Origin of the sequence: Mangrovimonas spongiae, assembly GCF_003944795.1 — a bacterium.
In the GTDB taxonomy this organism is placed as follows: Bacteria; Bacteroidota; Bacteroidia; order Flavobacteriales; family Flavobacteriaceae; genus Mangrovimonas; species Mangrovimonas spongiae.
In genome coordinates, this window is the sequence record NZ_RWBG01000005.1 from 221,743 (window position 1) to 240,756 (window position 19,014).

At 33.0% G+C, this 19,014-nt stretch carries 17 protein-coding genes; 14 read left to right on the plus strand and 3 right to left on the minus strand.

What is annotated here, in order from left to right; all coding sequences use genetic code 11:
* The first annotated feature begins 100 nt into the window (after positions 1 to 100).
* The 7 genes from serC (at position 101) to EJA19_RS11735 (ending at position 6,573) form a co-directional block, all read left to right on the plus strand.
* A complete protein-coding gene (gene serC, locus EJA19_RS11705; protein WP_125468559.1) occupies positions 101 to 1,162 on the plus strand; it encodes a 3-phosphoserine/phosphohydroxythreonine transaminase in 1,062 nt (353 codons plus the stop codon).
* 14 nt (positions 1,163 to 1,176) lie between these two features.
* A complete protein-coding gene (locus EJA19_RS11710; protein ID WP_125468560.1) occupies positions 1,177 to 2,127 on the plus strand; it encodes a D-2-hydroxyacid dehydrogenase in 951 nt (316 codons plus the stop codon).
* Between the two features lie 97 nt (positions 2,128 to 2,224).
* Positions 2,225 to 2,863: a DUF937 domain-containing protein gene (locus EJA19_RS11715; RefSeq protein WP_125468561.1), complete on the plus strand. Its 639-nt coding sequence runs from the start codon at positions 2,225 to 2,227 to the stop codon at positions 2,861 to 2,863.
* 116 nt (positions 2,864 to 2,979) lie between these two features.
* The gene (locus EJA19_RS11720; protein ID WP_125468562.1) at positions 2,980 to 3,411 is read left to right on the plus strand and encodes a DUF6146 family protein; all 432 of its coding nucleotides are present in this window, start codon (positions 2,980 to 2,982) and stop codon (positions 3,409 to 3,411) included.
* A gap of 26 nt (positions 3,412 to 3,437) precedes the next feature.
* Positions 3,438 to 3,926, plus strand: coding sequence for a DUF6787 family protein (locus tag EJA19_RS11725; RefSeq protein ID WP_125468563.1), 489 nt, complete (start codon positions 3,438 to 3,440; stop codon positions 3,924 to 3,926).
* Positions 3,927 to 4,259: a hypothetical protein gene (locus EJA19_RS11730; protein WP_125468564.1), complete on the plus strand. Its 333-nt coding sequence runs from the start codon at positions 3,927 to 3,929 to the stop codon at positions 4,257 to 4,259. It begins immediately after the preceding gene.
* Between the two features lie 46 nt (positions 4,260 to 4,305).
* Positions 4,306 to 6,573 (plus strand): TonB-dependent receptor, encoded by a 2,268-nt coding sequence (locus EJA19_RS11735; RefSeq protein ID WP_125468565.1) that lies wholly within the window; start codon positions 4,306 to 4,308, stop codon positions 6,571 to 6,573.
* Positions 6,574 to 6,615: 42 nt separating this feature from the next.
* On the opposite strand, the gene EJA19_RS11740 is transcribed toward EJA19_RS11735, so the two are convergent.
* Positions 6,616 to 6,885: a hypothetical protein gene (locus tag EJA19_RS11740; RefSeq protein WP_125468566.1), complete on the minus strand. Its 270-nt coding sequence runs from the start codon at positions 6,883 to 6,885 to the stop codon at positions 6,616 to 6,618.
* A 51-nt stretch (positions 6,886 to 6,936) separates the two neighbouring features.
* Positions 6,937 to 7,533, minus strand: coding sequence for a GTP cyclohydrolase I FolE (gene folE / locus EJA19_RS11745; protein ID WP_125468567.1), 597 nt, complete (start codon positions 7,531 to 7,533; stop codon positions 6,937 to 6,939).
* A 197-nt stretch (positions 7,534 to 7,730) separates the two neighbouring features.
* Here folE and EJA19_RS11750 point away from each other — a divergent pair, with 197 nt between their 5' ends.
* From EJA19_RS11750 to EJA19_RS11775, 6 genes are all read left to right on the plus strand, one after another.
* A complete protein-coding gene (locus EJA19_RS11750) occupies positions 7,731 to 10,157 on the plus strand; it encodes a DUF5916 domain-containing protein (protein ID WP_125468568.1) in 2,427 nt (808 codons plus the stop codon).
* A 51-nt stretch (positions 10,158 to 10,208) separates the two neighbouring features.
* Entirely contained in the window at positions 10,209 to 10,877 is a 669-nt protein-coding gene (locus tag EJA19_RS11755; protein WP_125468569.1) for an ABC transporter ATP-binding protein, read from the plus strand.
* A gap of 77 nt (positions 10,878 to 10,954) precedes the next feature.
* Positions 10,955 to 11,806 carry a TraB/GumN family protein gene (locus tag EJA19_RS11760; RefSeq protein WP_125468570.1) on the plus strand — a complete coding sequence of 284 codons (852 nt, stop codon included), beginning with the start codon at positions 10,955 to 10,957 and terminating at the stop codon, positions 11,804 to 11,806.
* A gap of 85 nt (positions 11,807 to 11,891) precedes the next feature.
* Entirely contained in the window at positions 11,892 to 13,580 is a 1,689-nt protein-coding gene (locus EJA19_RS11765) for an LIC_10190 family membrane protein (RefSeq protein ID WP_125468571.1), read from the plus strand.
* 32 nt (positions 13,581 to 13,612) lie between these two features.
* Positions 13,613 to 14,377 carry a TIGR02757 family protein gene (locus EJA19_RS11770; RefSeq protein WP_125468572.1) on the plus strand — a complete coding sequence of 255 codons (765 nt, stop codon included), beginning with the start codon at positions 13,613 to 13,615 and terminating at the stop codon, positions 14,375 to 14,377.
* Positions 14,378 to 14,410: 33 nt separating this feature from the next.
* Positions 14,411 to 15,901, plus strand: coding sequence for a S10 family peptidase (locus EJA19_RS11775; RefSeq protein ID WP_125468573.1), 1,491 nt, complete (start codon positions 14,411 to 14,413; stop codon positions 15,899 to 15,901).
* Between the two features lie 55 nt (positions 15,902 to 15,956).
* On the opposite strand, the gene EJA19_RS11780 is transcribed toward EJA19_RS11775, so the two are convergent.
* Positions 15,957 to 17,846, minus strand: a complete 1,890-nt coding sequence (locus EJA19_RS11780; protein WP_125468574.1) for a M61 family metallopeptidase — start codon at positions 17,844 to 17,846, stop codon at positions 15,957 to 15,959.
* A gap of 102 nt (positions 17,847 to 17,948) precedes the next feature.
* Between EJA19_RS11780 and EJA19_RS11785 the strand changes: the two genes are divergently transcribed.
* Positions 17,949 to 18,956, plus strand: coding sequence for a glycosyltransferase family 2 protein (locus EJA19_RS11785; RefSeq protein WP_125468575.1), 1,008 nt, complete (start codon positions 17,949 to 17,951; stop codon positions 18,954 to 18,956).
* The last annotated feature ends 58 nt before the right edge of the window (positions 18,957 to 19,014 follow it).

Genomic DNA, 19,014 nt, shown 5'->3' on the forward strand with positions numbered 1-19,014 from the left:
TTTTAAAATTTGTTACAGGATAAAAAACTAATTTTAGACTATTAGTATCATCAATCATAAAAAATACTCTTAGGGCTAAATCAAACAACATATTTAACTAATGAAAAGACATAATTTTAGCGCTGGACCATGTGTTTTGCCTAGAGAAGTCATGGAGAAATCTGCGCAAGCAGTACTAGATTACGACAACGGATTATCTTTAATAGAAATATCGCATCGCAGTAAAGCTTTTGTCGATATTATGGAACAAGCAAGATCTTTAGCTTTAGAACTTCTAGGTTTAGAAGGAAAAGGTTACAAAGCCTTATTTTTACAAGGTGGTGCTAGTACACAGTTTTTAATGGTAGCTTTAAATATGCTTGAAAAAAGAGCCGGTTACTTAAATACAGGAACCTGGAGTAGCAAAGCCATAAAAGAAGCCAAAATTTTTGATGACATCTATGAAGTTGCCTCATCAGAAAACGCGGGGTTTAATTACATTCCCAAAGGTTACGACATCCCAGAAAATTACGATTATTTTCATTGCACGTCTAATAACACCATTTTCGGGACCCAAATGAAAGCCTTTCCAAACTCGCCTATCCCAATGGTGTGCGATATGAGTAGCGATATTTTTTCACGCACTCTAGATTTTACAAAATTTGATATCATCTATGCAGGAGCCCAAAAAAATATGGGGCCTGCAGGAACAACATTAGTTATTGTAAAAGAAGATGTTTTAGGTAAAGTGTCGCGTAAAATTCCATCTATGATGGATTATAAAATACACATAGGCAAAGGTAGTATGTTTAATACACCGCCTGTTTTTGCTGTTTACACTTCTATGCTTACCCTACAATGGCTAAAAAATAAAGGAGGTATTGCTGCTATTGAGAAAGAAAATGAAAAGAAAGCACAATTAATGTATTCAGAAATTGATTTGAATCCTTTATTTAAAGGCTACGCTACAAAAGAAGACCGTTCTTTTATGAATGCAACATTCACACTAGAAAACGAAAACCTAAAAGACACCTTCGACACCATGTGGAAAGAAGCCGGAATAAATGGTCTTAATGGCCACAGAAGTGTTGGTGGTTATCGAGCCTCTATGTACAATGCACTTTCATTAGATAGTGTAAAAGTACTTGTTGAAATTATGAGCGAATTAGAAAGAAAAGCATAAAACAAAACCAAAAAATGAAAGTACTAGCAAACGATGGTGTGTCGCAAAGTGGAATTGATGCACTTGAAAAAGCAGGATTTGAAGTTATCACAACAAAAGTTGCCCAAGAGCAACTAATCAATTATATAAACGACAATAATATTGATGTTCTTTTAGTACGTAGTGCTACAAAAGTTAAAAAAGATGTCATAGATGGTTGCCCTAACCTTAAACTAATTGGTCGTGGCGGTGTTGGCATGGATAACATAGATGTAGCCTATGCCAAAGAAAAAGGCATACATGTTATTAATACACCTGCTGCATCTTCACACTCGGTAGCAGAACTTGTTTTTGCTCACCTATTAGGAGTTTCCAGGTTTTTACACAATGCCAATCGTGATATGCCTTTAGAAGGTGACTCAAAATTTAAAGATTTAAAAAAGAGTTATGCTAAAGGCACAGAGCTTAAAGGAAAAACCATTGGTGTTATTGGCTTTGGTAGAATTGGACAAGCCGCTGCTAAAGTTGCCATTGGTTTAGGCATGAAAGTAGTTGCTTTCGATCCTTACATTGAAACAGCAGATTTAGAACTAGAATTTTTCGATGGCCAAAAACTAGTCTTCAACATAAAAACGGTAGCTAAAGATGACGTTTTAAAACAATCTGACTTTATTACACTTCACGTTCCAGCACAAAAAGAGTACATTATTGGTGCTGAAGAGTTTAATACTATGAAAGAAGGTGTTATAATCGCTAACGCTGCTCGTGGTGGTGTAATTGATGAAGTTGCTTTAGTTAATGCTATAGAATCTGGCAAAGTAGCTCGTGCTGCCTTAGATGTTTTTGAAAAAGAACCATCGCCAGAAGTACAACTATTAATGAACCCTTCTTTATCCTTAACACCACATACAGGTGCAGCTACCAATGAAGCTCAAGATAGAATAGGTACAGAACTAGCGTCACAAATAATAGAATTACTAAAATAACATGTGACCAAATCATTAAAAACGAGTCCTAATAATTACCATTAGGACTTTTTTTGTACCTTGTTATTTATTCATTTAATCAATAAAAAATAAACTTATGTCAGGAATATTAGACTTATTAAACAGCGATGTTGGAAAAACCATTATTAGCGGTGTTTCAGGTTCTACAGGAACCGATCAAAGTAAAACGAATAGCGTTTTAACTATGGCTTTGCCCGTACTCATGAAAGCCATGGAGCGAAACGCCTCTACAGATGAAGGCGCACAAAACCTTATGGGAGCCATAAATAGCAGTAAACACGATGGTAGTATATTAAATAACCTAGGTGGTTTATTTGGCGGTGGCGTTGATGATGAAGTTAAAAATGATGGCGATAAAATTTTAGGACACATACTAGGAAGCAAAAAAGAAGGCGTTGAGCAAGTTATAGGACAAAAAGCCGGATTAGATACGAGTTCGGTTGCCAATATACTTAAAGTTGCTGCGCCAATTTTAATGGGCGTTTTAGGTAAACAAGCCCGTCAAAACAATGTAAGTTCGCAAAACGATTTAGGCGGTATGCTTAGTGGGTTACTTGGTGGTAATGATACTAAAAACGAACAAAGCTTTTTAGAGTCTATCTTAGATGCTGATGGCGATGGCAGTGTTGTTGATGATGTTGCAGGTATGGTTCTTGGAGCCAGTAAAAAGAAAAGCGGTTTAGGTGGTTTACTTGGCGGATTATTTGGAAAGTAACATAGATATTTAGACTAGTAAAACAAGTATTAAAGCCAAACAGATTTGTTTGGCTTTTTTAATTCATCTATTAAAAACATCATTTATTTTTTGTATTTTTATAAGAAAGTAATCCCATGAAAACATGGCATTTAGCAATAATAGTTTGTGTGTTACTTATTGGGTGTAAAACATCAAAAACAGTAACCTCTAATCATGAAACTAAACAAACGGTAGAAAACGACACCGTAAGAATATCCAGTGATGAAATTGAATACGAAATTATTATTATTGAACCAGGATTTAATACATGGTTAGTATCTACTGCAAAACCAGAAGGGTTCTACTCGCAATCTTTTTTGGAAAATAGGAATTGGATTTATGTCACCGAATGGAATCAACGTGTGTTACAACCACAACGTTACAATCCTAACCTATACGAAATGCAGATAAACTATCAAAAAAACATCGATTACGGTTACGAGCTTAACTATAAGCTCTATAATTACTTCATTTACTTTCAACTAAAGTATAAGCAACAATTAGCAGGATTTGTTCCAAGGATTTAATGTATATTTGCATAGCTAAAAAAGCTATGGATAAATTTAAAAAACGTTGGGAAATTCAAAAGAATTGGCAACTCCTATTTCCTGCCCTTGGCATAGTAGGTATAGGTTATAGTGCCTTTAAATTAACATCCCTTTTAATAGATAAGGTGTACTTAATTCCCTTTGGTACAATAGCAATAAGCTTTACTTTAATTAAGCTAACACTTTGGATTTTTGAAAAATTAAAACACAAATGGATTCTCGATTACCGTTGGGAGATGATTCGCGTGTTTATTGTATTTGCCATTACAGGGTCTACATCAGCATATATAGGAAGACCTATTTTAAAATTGTTAGGAATTACTAAAGAAAACTTAAACCCTATCATTTATTGGGTGCTTTTTATTATCATTGGCCTTATTTTTTACCAAATTCTCTTAGTCAGCTTTGGGTGGCTATTTGGACAATTTAAGTTTTTTTGGGAATTTGAAAAGAAAATGTTACGCCGTTTTGGCCTAAAACGTTTTATAGACTAAATGCACAAAACAAAACAACACATAGGTTATAAAATAACTACAATACTTCTTGTAGTTACATTACTAGTGCCTACTGTGCAAAAGTTTGCTCACATCTTTAGTCATCACAAACACGAAGTATGTTTAGGTACTGATGGTGCACATATTCATAACTTCGATATGGAATGTGAGTTTTATAAATTTAAAGTAAACTCTAGTTTTACATTTACAGCACATTCATACCAAATACTCGAGTTTAAGGACAATCACAGTCCAATTTTATCGCAATATCATTTTGTAAGCGATTATCAAAAACTCCCCTTTTCACTCCGTGGGCCTCCACAAAATGGTTAATATTTAGAACATTTTTTAAACAAAAAACCATTTAAAATTTTATTACATGAAAAGTATTTTAAGTGTAATACTACTATTAGTATTACCCGCTTTATATGCCCAAAACACAATAAAAGGGCAAGTGTTTGATGCATCAACATCGCAACCTATAATATATGCATCGGTATATTTACCAGAATTAGAAAAAGGCACAACAACCAACGAAAATGGAGATTTCTCTCTAGAAAATATTCCCACCGGAGACTATAAAATAATTATATCTTCTATGGGATACGAAACCTATTCCTCTACAATAACATTTCCTACTGAAAAGACGTTTAGTTTTTCATTAACACCTTCAGCTATCGAAATGGAAGAAGTCATTATCTCTACACCTTTTCACAAATTGCAAAGTGAAAATGTGATGAAAGTTGAACGTAAAAGTATTCAAGAACTAAAAACCAAAGGAGCAGTTACGCTATCCGATGGTATTACAACCATAGCTGGAGTTGAAAGTGTTACTACTGGAACAGGTATTGGAAAACCTGTTATTCGTGGTTTAAGCTCTAATCGGGTATTAGTTTATACACAAGGCGTTAGGTTAGAAAACCAACAATTTGGTAGCGAACATGGACTGGGAATTAACGATGCCGGTATAGAAAGTGTCGAGGTTATTAAAGGCCCTTCTTCTCTACTTTACGGTAGCGATGCCTTAGGAGGTGTTTTATATTTAAATCCTGAAAGGTTTGCAAATTCAAACGAATCTCAAGCTAATATATCAGGTCGATATTTTTCTAACACACAAGGGTTTAACACATCTGCAGGGTATAAAGCGTCAGGTGAAAAATTTAAAGTCCTATTTAGAGGAAGTATGGCAGAACACGCCGATTATGATACTAAAGATTATCGTATTACTAATACTAGATTTACAGAAAAAGACTTTAAAGCAGGATTAGGATTTCAAGATACCAATTTTAAAACAGAGCTTCGTTATAATATTAATGCCTCTAAAATTGGAATTCCAGAAGAAATAGGCGACCAATCGACAAATGTAACACCACTTCTGCCTAATCAAGAATTAACAAATCATATTTTTAGTTCTAAATCTACTGTGTTTTTTAACAATTCGAGCTTAGATATTAATTTAGGATATACCTATAACGACCGAAAGGAGTTTGAAGATGAACACCATCATGAACACGACGCGCATGATGACCATGCCGATGAGGATCATCACGAAGATGAAGACGAGCATGATTCTCATGAAGAGGAAAATCATGAAGAAGAACATCCATCGCTTCACATGAAATTAAAAACATTTAATTACGATGTCAAGTACAACTTACCCAAAATGGGAAGGTTTGAAACTATAGTTGGTATACAAGGTATGCATCAAACCAATACAAATTATGGCGAAGAAGAATTAATACCAAATGCTACAACTAATGACATAGGTATACTTGCAACTACACACATTCACTTTACTAATCTCGATGTACAACTTGGGGCAAGATACGATAACCGTAAAATCACCTTAGATTACAATACTTTAAACAGAAACTTTAACAGTTTTAATGGAGCTATTGGTTTTAAAACAAACCTAACAAAAAGTATTAGCGCACGTTTAAATGTAGCATCTGGATTTAGAGCACCTAATTTAGCCGAACTAACATCAAATGGTATACATCATGGTTCTAATCGTTACGAAATTGGAAATATCAACTTGGATAATGAACAAAATATACAGCTAGATGTAAACTTAGAATACAAAAATAAGCATGTAGAGTTATTTGTTAACGGTTTCTATAACCATATTAACAATTATATTTTCTTATCACCCGATGGTACCGAAATAGAAGAAAATCCTGTATACAACTATATTCAAGATAATGCTAAATTATATGGTGGTGAAATAGGATTTCATTTGCATCCACATCCTGTACATTGGCTACATTTAGAAAGTAGTTTTGAAACAGTGACGGGTAAGCAAGATAATAGCAACTATTTACCGCTTATACCAGCTAATTCTATTAACAACACATTACGTGTAGAGTACAATACGAATTGGTTGAATAACGGATTTGCTTTTGTAAGATTAAAGTCAACTTTTCAACAAAATAATGTCAGCACTTTTGAAACCAAAACCAATGGTTACAATTTATTAAGTGCTGGATTTGGAGGTATGGTTAAGGTTTTTAATAATCCGTTAGAAATTACCATTTCAGGAACCAACCTTACTAACAAATCTTATGTTAATCATTTATCTCGTTTAAAATATGATGGCTTAAATAATATGGGACGAAATATTACAATAGGATTACATTATAGCATATAAAAATTAAAAAAGGCAGTTTATTAATAACTGCCTTTTTTATATTTAATCTTGCTCTTTAACTAGTTGTTCTTGTTTAAATACATAAGTGTATAACCACATTAAAGTAAAAGTTGGTATAACATCTAACCACGGTAAAGCTTCTTCAATAAAAGAGATTACTGCAGCTACTTTTCCTTGTTTGCCTTTGTATAATTTGGTCATAATCCATGCGGAAAGTGGTGCCCACACAAAATCAAACGGAGGAAACACGAAAGAAATATAACCACAAGCATCTAAAAGTAAGCTTAAACCTAGTTTTTTATATTTTGTCATTCATTATAATATTTTGGTTTTATTAATATTAAGACAAAAATCGCACCAAACTTAAGACAGCTTTTCACTAATAAGTTTTAAAAACTCGTTACGAGTTTCAATCTTTTCAAATTGCCCTCTAAACCCTGAAGTAGTTGTCACAGAATTTTGTTTTTGTACACCACGCATCATCATACACATATGCGAAGCTTCTATAACTACGGCAACACCTTGAGGTTTTAAGGTATCGTTTATACAATCTAAAATTTGCTCGGTAAGGCGTTCTTGTACTTGTAAACGTCTTGCAAAAACATCAACGATTCTAGGTATTTTACTTAGGCCTACTATTTTTCCATTTGGTATATAAGCAATATGAGCTTTTCCAAAAAAGGGCAACATATGATGTTCGCACAACGAGTATAACTCAATATCTTTTACAATTACCATCTCATTATACGATTCATCAAACATGGCGCTACGTAAAATTTCTGCAGCATCTTGATGATAGCCTTGCGTTAAAAACTGCATGGCTTTCGAGGCACGTTCTGGTGTTTTTAATAATCCTTGTCTAGAAGTATCCTCTCCTAAATCTTCTATAATATGCTTATAACGATCTTTAACATCGTCGGTTACTTGCATATTATACTCTTCAAAATGTTTATATAGCATATTAAGTCTTATAAAGTATAAAAATAGACAAAAAAATAATAGTACAAATAAGGTGTGTTTTATACTGCAAACAATGTTTTAACGTTTACTTAGCACCTAAAACCAAAAAACAACCCTAGTTTTGCGATTAACCTTGTAACATTTGCACACTACCGTAGTCTTTATGGTATTTAACAACTAAACAATCCCAACTAACAATGAGACTGGTAACCGTCTTCATATACTTTTTTATTATATGTATTAGCATACAAGCTCAAGAAAAAAAACATCTTAATATAAAACGTACTACTACACCACCTAAAATAGATGGTGTTATTGATGATAAGGCTTGGAAAGACGCCCAAGAAGCTACTAATTTTATTCAATTTAAACCAGATGTTGGTAACACGTTGCCATCACACCAAAAAACAAGTGTAAAAGCTACTTACGATGATGATGCCATATATTTTGCGGCATTTTTGCATGATAAGCCTAAGGATATTATGAAACAATTTAACCAAAGAGACAATTTTGGACAACAGGATTTCTTTGGTATTATACTCAATCCTAATAATGATGCACAAAACGACACCGAATTCTTCGTATTTCCTTCTGGAAACCAAGCCGATGCTTTAGCATCGCCAAGCATAGGAGAAGATTTTGGCTGGAATGCTGTTTGGGAAAGTGCTGTTAAAATAGTAAGTAATGGTTGGGTTATTGAAGTGAAAATACCATATCGTTGTTTGCGTTTTTCAAATAAAGAAGTGCAAACTTGGGGCATACAATTTCATAGACATTTTCGTACCGATAGATCACAATATACCTGGAATCCTATCGACCCTACAAAAGGTAATATTGGTCTTTATCATGGCGAACTTACAGGAATAAAAAACATCCAACCTCCTACCCGATTAAGCTTTTATCCTTTTGCATCTGGCTTATATACTACACAAGATGGCAACTCTGAAGACAAGTTTACGCTTGGCTTAGATTTAAAATACGGGATTAGCGAAAACTTCACGCTTGATGCCACTTTAATCCCGGATTTTAGTCAAGCAGGTTTTGATGATGTGCAACTTAATTTAGGGCCTTTTGAGCAGACTTTTGCCGAACAACGTCAGTTTTTTACCGAAGGAGTCGACCTTTTTAATAAAGGAGGCTTATTTTATTCCAGACGCGTGGGAAGTGCGCCAGTAGGAAGACCTAACTTATCTAGCGATGAAGAAATTACCGATTATCCTTCAAAAGTAAAAGTTCTTAATGCTATTAAAGTGTCTGGACGTACAAAAAATGGTTTAGGTATTGGTTTTTTTAATGCTATTACCGAAAAAACAAACGCAAAAATTAAAAATACAGTAACAGGAGAAACCAGAAACGAAGTGGTAGAACCACTAACTAACTATAACATTTTTGTAGTCGACCAGCAATTTAACGGAAATTCCTCTGTGAGTTTAATTAATACTAACGTGACTAGAAACGGTCACTTTAGAGATGCTAATGTTACAGGAGTACTTGCAGACATTACTAATAAAAGCAATACTATTAACGTAACTGGACAGCTTAAAACGAGTAACGTTAATACACCCAATGGTATGAGCACAGGATTTAGTTCGGAATTAGGTTTACGTAAAATTAACGGAAACTATCGTTACGGTATTTACCACAACCTCGCTAATGATGATTACGATATTAATGACCTAGGCGTTATATTTAGAAATAACTACAATAACTTCTCTGCTGATGTTTCTTACCGTATTTTCGAACCAACAACAACATTTAATACATTCAACGCAAACTTGTGGATAGATTACAGCAGACTTTTAAAGCCGAGTACATACACAGGAACTAATATAGGATCTAGTTTTAATGCCACCAATAAAAAGCTTCATTCTTTTGGTGCTAGTGCTTCTTTTGAACCTGGTAAACAATATGATTATTTTGAGCCTCGCACAGAAGGCTATCATTTTATTTACGAAAACAAGTACAATGTTAATACATGGATATCATCAAACTACAACAATACCTTTGCTTTAGACACAAGCCTAGGAGCAGCAGAAATTTTAGAAAACAATAGAGATGCTTTTAATTATTGGTATAGTATAAGTCCTAGAATTAAATTTAGCGAAAAATTTATTTTGGTGTATAGTTACGAATTCGATAACTATAATGGTGACCGCGGCTTTGTCACCAAGCAAGACAACCATATTATTTTTGGACAGCGAGACCGTAGAACTGTAGTAAACAGCCTGAGTGGGAACTACAATTTTAATGCTGTAAATGCCCTTACACTCACGTTTCGTAATTATTGGTCTACTGTTACTTATCACGACAATTTATATACCTTACAAGAAAACGGAAGGCTTTCTCAAGAAGAAGCTTTTACAACAACAGATATATCTAACCCAGATGTAAATTTTAATACATGGAATTTAGATCTTTCTTACACTTGGCAATTTGCTCCTGGTAGTTTATTGTCGGCTTTATATCGTAATCAGTTATTCGAAAATTCTAATGAAGCCTCGAAAGCCTATTTTGAAAGCTTAGACACCTTATTTCAGCAACCTATTCAACATACTTTCTCTTTAAGATTAGTCTATTTTATTGATTTTAACACTATAAAAAACAAGTTTAAAAAGAAAGCATAATGTCGTGTTTTAAAATTAAAATGGTATTTTCACAGCAAAGTTACAACCAACGTGATTACAGCAAAAAATATTCATAAATACTACGGCGATTTACATGTTTTAAATGGTGTAAACCTAAACATAAAAAAAGGAGAAGTTGTCTCTATTGTAGGAGCTTCTGGAGCAGGAAAAACAACCTTATTACATATTTTAGGCACTTTAGATATAGCCTCTAAAAAAGAAGCTAGTAGCCTTACTATTAATAATACAAATGTGTTTAACTTAAAAGATAAAGCTTTAGCTAAATTTAGAAACGAGCATATTGGTTTTATTTTTCAATTTCACCAATTATTACCCGAATTTACGGCTTTAGAAAATGTGTGTTTACCAGCATTTATAAAAGGAACATCTAAAGTAAAAGCCGAAAAACGTGCTATGGAACTCTTAGAGTTTCTTGGGCTTAAGCACCGTTGTAATCACAAACCTAACGAGCTTTCGGGTGGCGAACAACAGCGTGTTGCCGTTGCTAGAGCTTTAATTAACAAGCCCGAAGTTGTTTTTGCCGACGAACCGTCTGGAAACCTTGATAGCGAAAGTGCCGAAAACTTACACAATCTATTCTTTAAACTTCGGGACGAGTTTGGGCAAACCATTATTATTGTTACTCATAATGAAGAACTTGCCAACATGGCCGATCGTAAATTAACTATGGTTGATGGTAATATTGTTGATGAGTTGTAATTTACAATTTCAATATATTTCAAAATAATTACACATTTACATAATAACATCATATAAAAAATAGTACATTTATTTATATGAAACTCGTTATTAGCTTTTGTGTCTTTTTTACTTTATCTTACTTTGCACTAGGGCAAAATACTATTCTTTGGAAAGTGTCTGATACCATTAATAAGAAAACAAGTTATGTGGTAGGGACCTTTCATCAGTTTGGGAATTCTTTCGTTGATAATATACCAGAACTAAAAAAAGTATTATTACGTTCAGAACTTGCTATATTCGAATCGACTGCCAATCCACAAGATACGCGAAACATGATTGCGCAAAGAGATAGATCGTTAGATATTGAAAACTATCTTAAAAAAAGAGATTTAAAAAAATTAAAACAAATAAGTGTTAATTGGAAAGTCGATTTATATAAACTTCACCCTATAGAATTGAGTTGGAAACTACAACAAGAATTTCAAAAAATAAAATGCAAAACCGTTAAGCCTACTGATAAATGGGATCATTTTGACAATTATCTCATTCATATTGCAAAACAGAATAAAATTGAGTGTTTAGGGCTTGAGACCGATAGTATGCAACTAAATTTTATTGCAAAAGAACATAATTTTCCTAGTTGGAAAGATGAGAAAAAAACGATTCATCTTTTTATAAAAAAATTAAGTCGTAATAAACTTGAAAAGGGTGATTGTTTTTTTACAGAAAAGTACCGGAACTTTAATTTAGACTATAAACTAACCGAAGACTGCCCAGATAACATTTTAATAAAACAACGTAACCAAAATTGGATGAAAGTTTTACCTAACTTTTTAAAAAATAAAAACTGTTTTGTCGCTTTAGGCTATCTTCATCTTACGCGTAATTGTGGGGTTTTATCACGATTACAAGCATTAGGTTTTGTTGTTACCCCAGTTGAGTTATAAGTTGATAAGAAATATGGTAATTTTAAACATTAAAAATATTACTTAAAATACCTACATTAGTACCTAACACTAACCTATAAAAAATATGCTACTTATACTTCTATCCTATTGTTACATTCTTGTAATTTTAGGCATTGTTGGTATAGGTATAAACCATCTGTTTCGCATACATAACAATCATCCTGTACAAACAATTACACACGGTATTTTTGGTATTATCGTACTAGGACTACTTTGGGCTATGGTGGCACCTTTAAGTATAGGAATACATATTGTATTAGTTATTATTACAATATTACTTGCTATAAAATATAAGCAAGAGGTTATCACATTATATCAAAATGCTTTTACTAGTTTTTTTCAGCTGAACACTATTTTTAAAGTCTTTTTTTTAATAACTACAATCCTTGTAATATTAAAGTGTGCAGGACCACCAACACTTCCGGATAACGAATCTTACTACGTGCAATCCATAAAATGGTTTACACAATATGGTATGGTAACTGGCTTAATTAATTTGCATCCGTTTTTAGGACAAGCGTCGGGTTGGCATGTCCTACAAAGTATTTTTGGATTTGGTTTTGTAACTAATAACCTTAACGATTTAAACGGATTAATACTTATTTTAATAAATCTCTTTGCATTTGAAAAGCTTAACAAGTATATCAACAATCAAAATAAAAACTATTACGATCTTATTATAGGTTTATGGCCAATTACCAATGTAGTAGGTTTTATGCTTATTGCTTCGCCATCTACCGATTTACCTGTTTATTCCTTAGGAATTTTAATCATATATCTTGCTCTATCATACGAAAATTCACCAAATACGAACAACTTAAAATCACTTTGGATACTTACAGCAACCTTATGGCTTATAAAAGCTACCACATTCTGGTATATTTTAATACCAATGATGCTTACATTTAAGTGTAAAATACATACTAAAAAAGTAATGAAATTTGCGTTGGTATTACTTATCATAACTAGTAGTATTTTAATTGTCAAGAATATAATCATCACTGGAAATCCTATTTACCCATTAACTACAATTAAAACACTAAAAACCTCTTGGGCATTACCAACATCGGTTGAAGGCTATTTGTTTCAATATTTAAAATCCTATGGTTATGGGCTTACGCCAAACACATACAATACTTCAAATAGTCTACAACACATAATACATTGGCTTACCAATAATGGTATAGATAGTATATTAAATCTTATGGCATTAACTATATTCCTTTTAACACCACTAGTTTATAGGAAATTAAAACAAAAACAAGCATTAAGCCTGATTTATATTGTAGCGGTAGTACAATTATTTACACTCTTAATAACATCGCCGCAACTTAGGTTTTATCTCGGGTTTGTATTATTTTTTACATGTTTATTAGCGGCAAAACTATTCAAACATAAAAAAGCTATTATAACACTTTTAGTTGTTAGTATTATCTTTACAAGTCTTAGCATGTTACCAGTAACAAAGCAACTACCAATACCTAATAGTTTAAAAAACATTTCATGGAGAACCATCATAATTCCTCATGAAAACACGAATGAAAACCAAATAACTTACAAGAAAATAAAGGAAGGAAATACTGTTTTTTATTCTCCTGCAACTAGTGATTTTTTCTGGGGAACACATAATGCGCCATTACCTGCATTAAATAAACAACAGTTAGATTATTTTAAAAAATACTTCAAAACTATTCCACAACAGCGAACAAACAATTTAAAAGACGGTTTTATCTCTAAAAAAATCGTTCCTTAATATCTCGTCTAAAAAAAGTATTTTAGTGCGTTATGAATAAAGACGATTTAAAAACCTTCCTCAATCAAAAAGTTGATCAATACAATAACCCAAGGTTTATTACAACCGATCCTATTCAAGTCCCGCATCAATTCAGTAAAAAAGAAGATATTGAAATAGCCGCATTTCTATCGGCCACTATTGCATGGGGCAATCGAAAAAGCATTATAAAAAATGCCAAAAGAATGATGGATTTTATGGGGAATTCACCATACGATTTTGTATTAAACCATTCAGAAACTGATTTAGAACAGCTTCAACCTTTTGTACATCGCACATTTAATGGGCTAGATTTTCAAACATTTATAAAAGGATTACAGCATATTTACACCAATCATGAAGGGCTCGAACATGTTTTTAAAACATATGCACAAGTAGATTCGTTACAATTTGCTATTCATAAATTTAAACAAACATTCTTTCAAATAGAGCACCAACCACGAACTCAAAAACACATTAGCGATCCTTTAAAAAAGTCTGCAGCCAAACGCCTTAATATGTTTTTAAGATGGATGGTAAGAAACGATAACTCTGGTGTAGATTTTGGCTTATGGAAAAGTCTATCGCCTTCTCAATTATCCTGTCCACTAGATGTTCATTCAGGAAATGTTGCCAGAAAATTAGGACTTCTTAAAAGAAAACAAAACGATGCTAAAGCCTTACAAGAATTAGATAATAGCTTAAGAAAACTAGATCCTAAAGACCCCGTAAAATATGATTTTGCTTTATTTGGCTTAGGCGTTTTCGAAGGATTTTAAAAACTTCGCTTATCTTTACAAAAACTCATTATTATGATACGTTATTCGTTATTGCTTTTAATTACACTCATAGGTGTAATATCTCATGCACAATCAAGATTAGTACCAGTTGATACTGTAGTAACAACATCAAATAGTATTACTGTAAACGGAAAACAAATTAATTATACAGCTAAAACAGGCACCCAACCCGTTTGGGACAACAACGGAGATCCTATTGCTACACTATTCTACACTTACTACAAAAGAGATAATGTGAATAAAGCCTCGCAACGTCCATTAATATTTTCATTTAATGGCGGACCAGGCTCTGCTTCTGTTTGGATGCATATAGCTTATACAGGACCAAAAGTGTTAAATATTGATGATGAAGGCTATCCTATTCAACCTTATGGAGTTAAAGATAACCCAAATTCCATTTTAGATGTGGCCGATATTGTTTTTATAAACCCTGTAAATACAGGGTATTCACGTATGATAAAAAATAAAGAAGGAAAATATCCAGACCGCGACAAATTCTTTGGAATTAATGCCGATATCAAGTATTTAGCCGAATGGATGAATACCTTTGTAAGTCGTTATAATCGTTGGGAATCGCCTAAATATATCATTGGTGAAAGTTATGGAGGCACTAGAGTTATGGGACTTTCTGAAGAATTACAAAATAGTCAATGGATGTACTTAAATGGTGTTATCATGGTATCTCCTGCCGATTATAAAGTTATTTATCGTGGTAATCCAACAGCATCTGCATTAAACTTACCATATTATACTGCTGCAGCATGGTACCACAAAGCATTACCTAGCGAATTACAACAAAAAGACTTACTTGATATTTTACCAGAAGTTGAAAATTATAGTATTAGTACTTTATTACCAGCGTTATCAAAAGGTGGGTTTATTGCTCAAGAAGAAAAACAAACCATTGCCAATAAAATGGCCTACTATTCAGGGTTATCAACAAATGATATTCTACAACATAATTTAGATGTTCCAACATCATTTTTCTGGAAAGCTTTATTACGTGATAAAAGTGGACATACCATAGGTAGATTAGACTCTAGATATTTAGGTTTAGACAAAACCGATGCAGGTACATCACCCGATTATAATGCCGAATTATCGTCGTGGTTACACTCGTTTACGCCAGCTATTAATTATTACATTAAAGAGCAATTAAATTTTAAAACCGATGCTAAATACAATATGTTTGGCAATGTGCATCCATGGGATAGACAAAACGATAACACTAGAGAGCGTTTAAGACAAGCTATGGCAGCTAACCCTTACTTAAATGTGCTTATACAATCTGGTTATTACGATGGGGCAACCACCTATTTTAATGCCAAATATACTATGTGGCAAGTAGATCCTAGTGGTAAAATGAAAGATCGTTTTATGTTTAAAGGCTACAGAAGCGGCCACATGATGTATTTAAGACATGACGACCTTATTAAAGCAAACGACGATTTAAGGGCGTTTATTACCAAAACATCATCTACAGGAAAAGCTGCTAAATATTAAGAATAAAAAACCACGCCTTAAGCGTGGTTTTTTATTTAATTTATTGAGAAAAAGATTAGCCTTTTAACCATGCTTTACGTAACGCAATTTGTGCGTCGGTAGCATTTTCTTTTTCTTTAAGGGTTCTTCCAGTTGTGTAAGATTGCTCTAAAGTTTCTTTTATAGTCACTTCTTTTCCATCTCTTAAAAGAGTCATCTCCATATCGGTTCCTGGTTGCCACATAAATACCTTTTGGAAGATAGTTTGGGCGTTTTGCAAGGTTACTTCTTCACCATCTATAGCTTTAATAACATCGTTTGGTTGTACGCCATGCTCGTTCCAAAAGCTATTTTCTTTTACAGCTTCTGTAAAGAAAATAGTACCTGCTTGTGCATTAGCACTAACAATTAAGGTTCCTGCATTTTGAATATAGTTTGTTTTTACTCTGCTCTCTCCCATTTCTAATCCTACTTTTTCGAAAAACTCGTTGTAATTAATTGGCGTATCTCCTACAACATGAGTGTTTAAAAAGTGTCCTACTGAAGGATAAGTCATAGCAATAATTTCTTCTAAAATTTTATCGTCTTCAAATGGTTTGTTTTTACCGTATTTCATAGAAAGTTCTTTCATTAACGATAAAATACCACGATTACCATTACTTTCTTCACGCATTAAAATATCGATACACATACCAATTAAAGCTCCTTTTTGGTAAACATTGTAATAGTTACTTGCGTATGGTTCATCTAAAATATTTTCACTCATTATAGTGAAGCTCATGGTATCATCTAAACCTCTTGAGGTTTTAATTTTATCCATGATTTTAGTGTAAAAATCATCATTGCTAACAAGTCCTTGATCTACCTGAAAAAGTGTTGCAAAATATTCGGTAACCCCTTCATACATCCATAAATGCTTTGAAAATGTTGGGTTGTTATAATCGAAATAATGTACATCTTCAGAATGTACACTTAATGGTGTTACAATATGAAAGAATTCATGAGAAACCACATCTGTCATACTTGCAGAAAGTGCGTTAAATGGCATCGCTTCTGGCATAACTACCACTGTTGATGTATGATGTTCTAAGGCACCAAATCCTTTAGGTGATTTTTCATCGCCACGAGATAAGTATAAATAAATATCGTAACGTGGTGTACTGTTAATATCGCCTAAATAAGTTTTCTGTGCTTGCATCATTTTATAGATAGTCTCTTTTATCTGAGCAGCCGTATGTGTTTTGTTAGGAGAATATACGCTTAATACAATTTTAATATCACCGACTTGAAATTCTTCAACATCTAGTTTTCCGTACATCATTGGGTTATCTGTAATATCGAAATAACGCGGTGCAAAATAACTTGTAGTAACTGTGTTACCATCGGCAGAAGTTGTTTCAGCTACATTTTGTAATGCTGAAGTTCTAACAAAATCGGCTGGTGATACAACATCTAATTTATACTGATTGTTTTTAAGCGAATCGAAATACCCTACAAAACCATGTAAGTTCAATACATAATTATCTGGTTCTATATTTGTACCTGCTGGCGAAAAAGGCACGTCACCTCCTATACCACCTGTTACTTCCTGATCGAAAGTATCATTTGCCCAATAGGTAATATAATCTAGACTCTTTGCGTTAGCAATAGTCCATGTATTGGTGTCGTTTTTTTCAACAGTAAGCTCATTTCCATCATAGTCAAAAGCTTTTAAGTTTTCTATATATTTTCCAAAATCACTTACCGAATATGTTCCTTGAACTACTTTTGGTAAACGATATGTTACTGTTTCGGTAGTAAATCGTCCTGGATTAATAGTTACTGGAACTTGATCGTTCTCAACCTTTGTTAAATCAATTTTTGAAGCAATTGGCGTGCTTACAGCTAGATCATCGGCAACTTTATTAGAAGAGCCGCAAGCGACTAAAAGTGTACTAATGCCTAAAATAGCAAATGTTTTTTTCATGTTTTGTGTTTTAAATGTGCTTAGTTGACGCTCAAAAATATTATGTGTTACATTTATTATCCTTAAGATTTTGTTAAAAGCGTAAATTATTATCTTCGTGACATGCAGAACGATCTTATTAGTATTCTTACGCCTTTTAAAAACACCGCTAATTATATTCCAGAATGTATAGAATCTATTCTAAAGCAAACGTATACAAACTGGGAACTTATTATTGTTGATGATGGTTCTACAGATAACAGTTATGAAGTTGTACAGGCTTATGCTAAACTTGACAATAGGATAAAACTATTTAAATCGGATGGTATTGGTATTATTGAAGCCTTGCGTTTTGCCTTGTCTAAAGCCAATGGAGAGTTTATTACACGTATGGATAGTGATGATATTATGCCTAATTATAAGCTTGAAAAGCTTAGAGAAAATCTAGTAAAATACGGTAAACATCATGTAGCCATAGGACTTGTTAGGTATTTTAATAAAACAGGTATTAGCAATGGTTATTTAAAGTATGAAAAATGGCTTAATAAACTTAGTATGAAAGGCAATAACTTTTCTGAAATTTATAAAGAATGTGTTATTCCTTCCCCTTGTTGGATGGTTTATAAAACCGATTTGTTACACTGTGAAGCATTTAACCCAAACCGCTATCCAGAAGACTATGATTTAACCTTCAGGTTTTATAAGTATGGTTTAACATGTATTCCTTGTGATACTATTTTGCACCATTGGCGTGATTATGGTTCACGTACGTCAAGAACACATAAACATTATGCGCAAAATTACTTTTTAGATATTAAGCTGAACTATTTTTTAGAAATAGATTACGATAACAAGAGACCTTTAGCTATTTGGGGCGCAGGATTTAAAGGAAAACATATTGCTAAAAGTTTAATTAATAAAAACATGCCTTTTTTCTGGATATGTAACAATCCTAATAAAATCAACAAAAAAGTGTATCAGCAACCTATGTTACCTTTTGAGTATCTTAAACAATTAGATAATCCGCAAAGTATTATTACTGTTGCCAATACAAAACAACAAACCATCATAAAAAACTATTTTAATGACTTAAAAATGACAGCAATGCACGATTACTTTTTTTTCTGCTAAAACTAATTTGTTGTTAAAAGGTTTTTGTTTTAAGTGTAAACGTTATTTTTGTATTAAA

Coding starts and splice junctions, on each gene's coding strand:
- EJA19_RS11720 (WP_125468562.1), top strand. CDS start 2,980: ATGAAAACATGGCATTTAGCAATAATAGTTTGTGTGTTACTTATTGGG.
- EJA19_RS11780 (WP_125468574.1), bottom strand. CDS start 17,846: ATGAAAAAAACATTTGCTATTTTAGGCATTAGTACACTTTTAGTCGCT.
- EJA19_RS11785 (WP_125468575.1), top strand. CDS start 17,949: ATGCAGAACGATCTTATTAGTATTCTTACGCCTTTTAAAAACACCGCT.
- folE (WP_125468567.1), bottom strand. CDS start 7,533: ATGCTATATAAACATTTTGAAGAGTATAATATGCAAGTAACCGACGAT.
- EJA19_RS11715 (WP_125468561.1), top strand. CDS start 2,225: ATGTCAGGAATATTAGACTTATTAAACAGCGATGTTGGAAAAACCATT.
- EJA19_RS11710 (WP_125468560.1), top strand. CDS start 1,177: ATGAAAGTACTAGCAAACGATGGTGTGTCGCAAAGTGGAATTGATGCA.
- EJA19_RS11770 (WP_125468572.1), top strand. CDS start 13,613: ATGAATAAAGACGATTTAAAAACCTTCCTCAATCAAAAAGTTGATCAA.
- EJA19_RS11725 (WP_125468563.1), top strand. CDS start 3,438: ATGGATAAATTTAAAAAACGTTGGGAAATTCAAAAGAATTGGCAACTC.
- EJA19_RS11775 (WP_125468573.1), top strand. CDS start 14,411: ATGATACGTTATTCGTTATTGCTTTTAATTACACTCATAGGTGTAATA.
- serC (WP_125468559.1), top strand. CDS start 101: ATGAAAAGACATAATTTTAGCGCTGGACCATGTGTTTTGCCTAGAGAA.
- EJA19_RS11760 (WP_125468570.1), top strand. CDS start 10,955: ATGAAACTCGTTATTAGCTTTTGTGTCTTTTTTACTTTATCTTACTTT.
- EJA19_RS11750 (WP_125468568.1), top strand. CDS start 7,731: ATGAGACTGGTAACCGTCTTCATATACTTTTTTATTATATGTATTAGC.
- EJA19_RS11730 (WP_125468564.1), top strand. CDS start 3,927: ATGCACAAAACAAAACAACACATAGGTTATAAAATAACTACAATACTT.
- EJA19_RS11765 (WP_125468571.1), top strand. CDS start 11,892: ATGCTACTTATACTTCTATCCTATTGTTACATTCTTGTAATTTTAGGC.
- EJA19_RS11735 (WP_125468565.1), top strand. CDS start 4,306: ATGAAAAGTATTTTAAGTGTAATACTACTATTAGTATTACCCGCTTTA.
- EJA19_RS11740 (WP_125468566.1), bottom strand. CDS start 6,885: ATGACAAAATATAAAAAACTAGGTTTAAGCTTACTTTTAGATGCTTGT.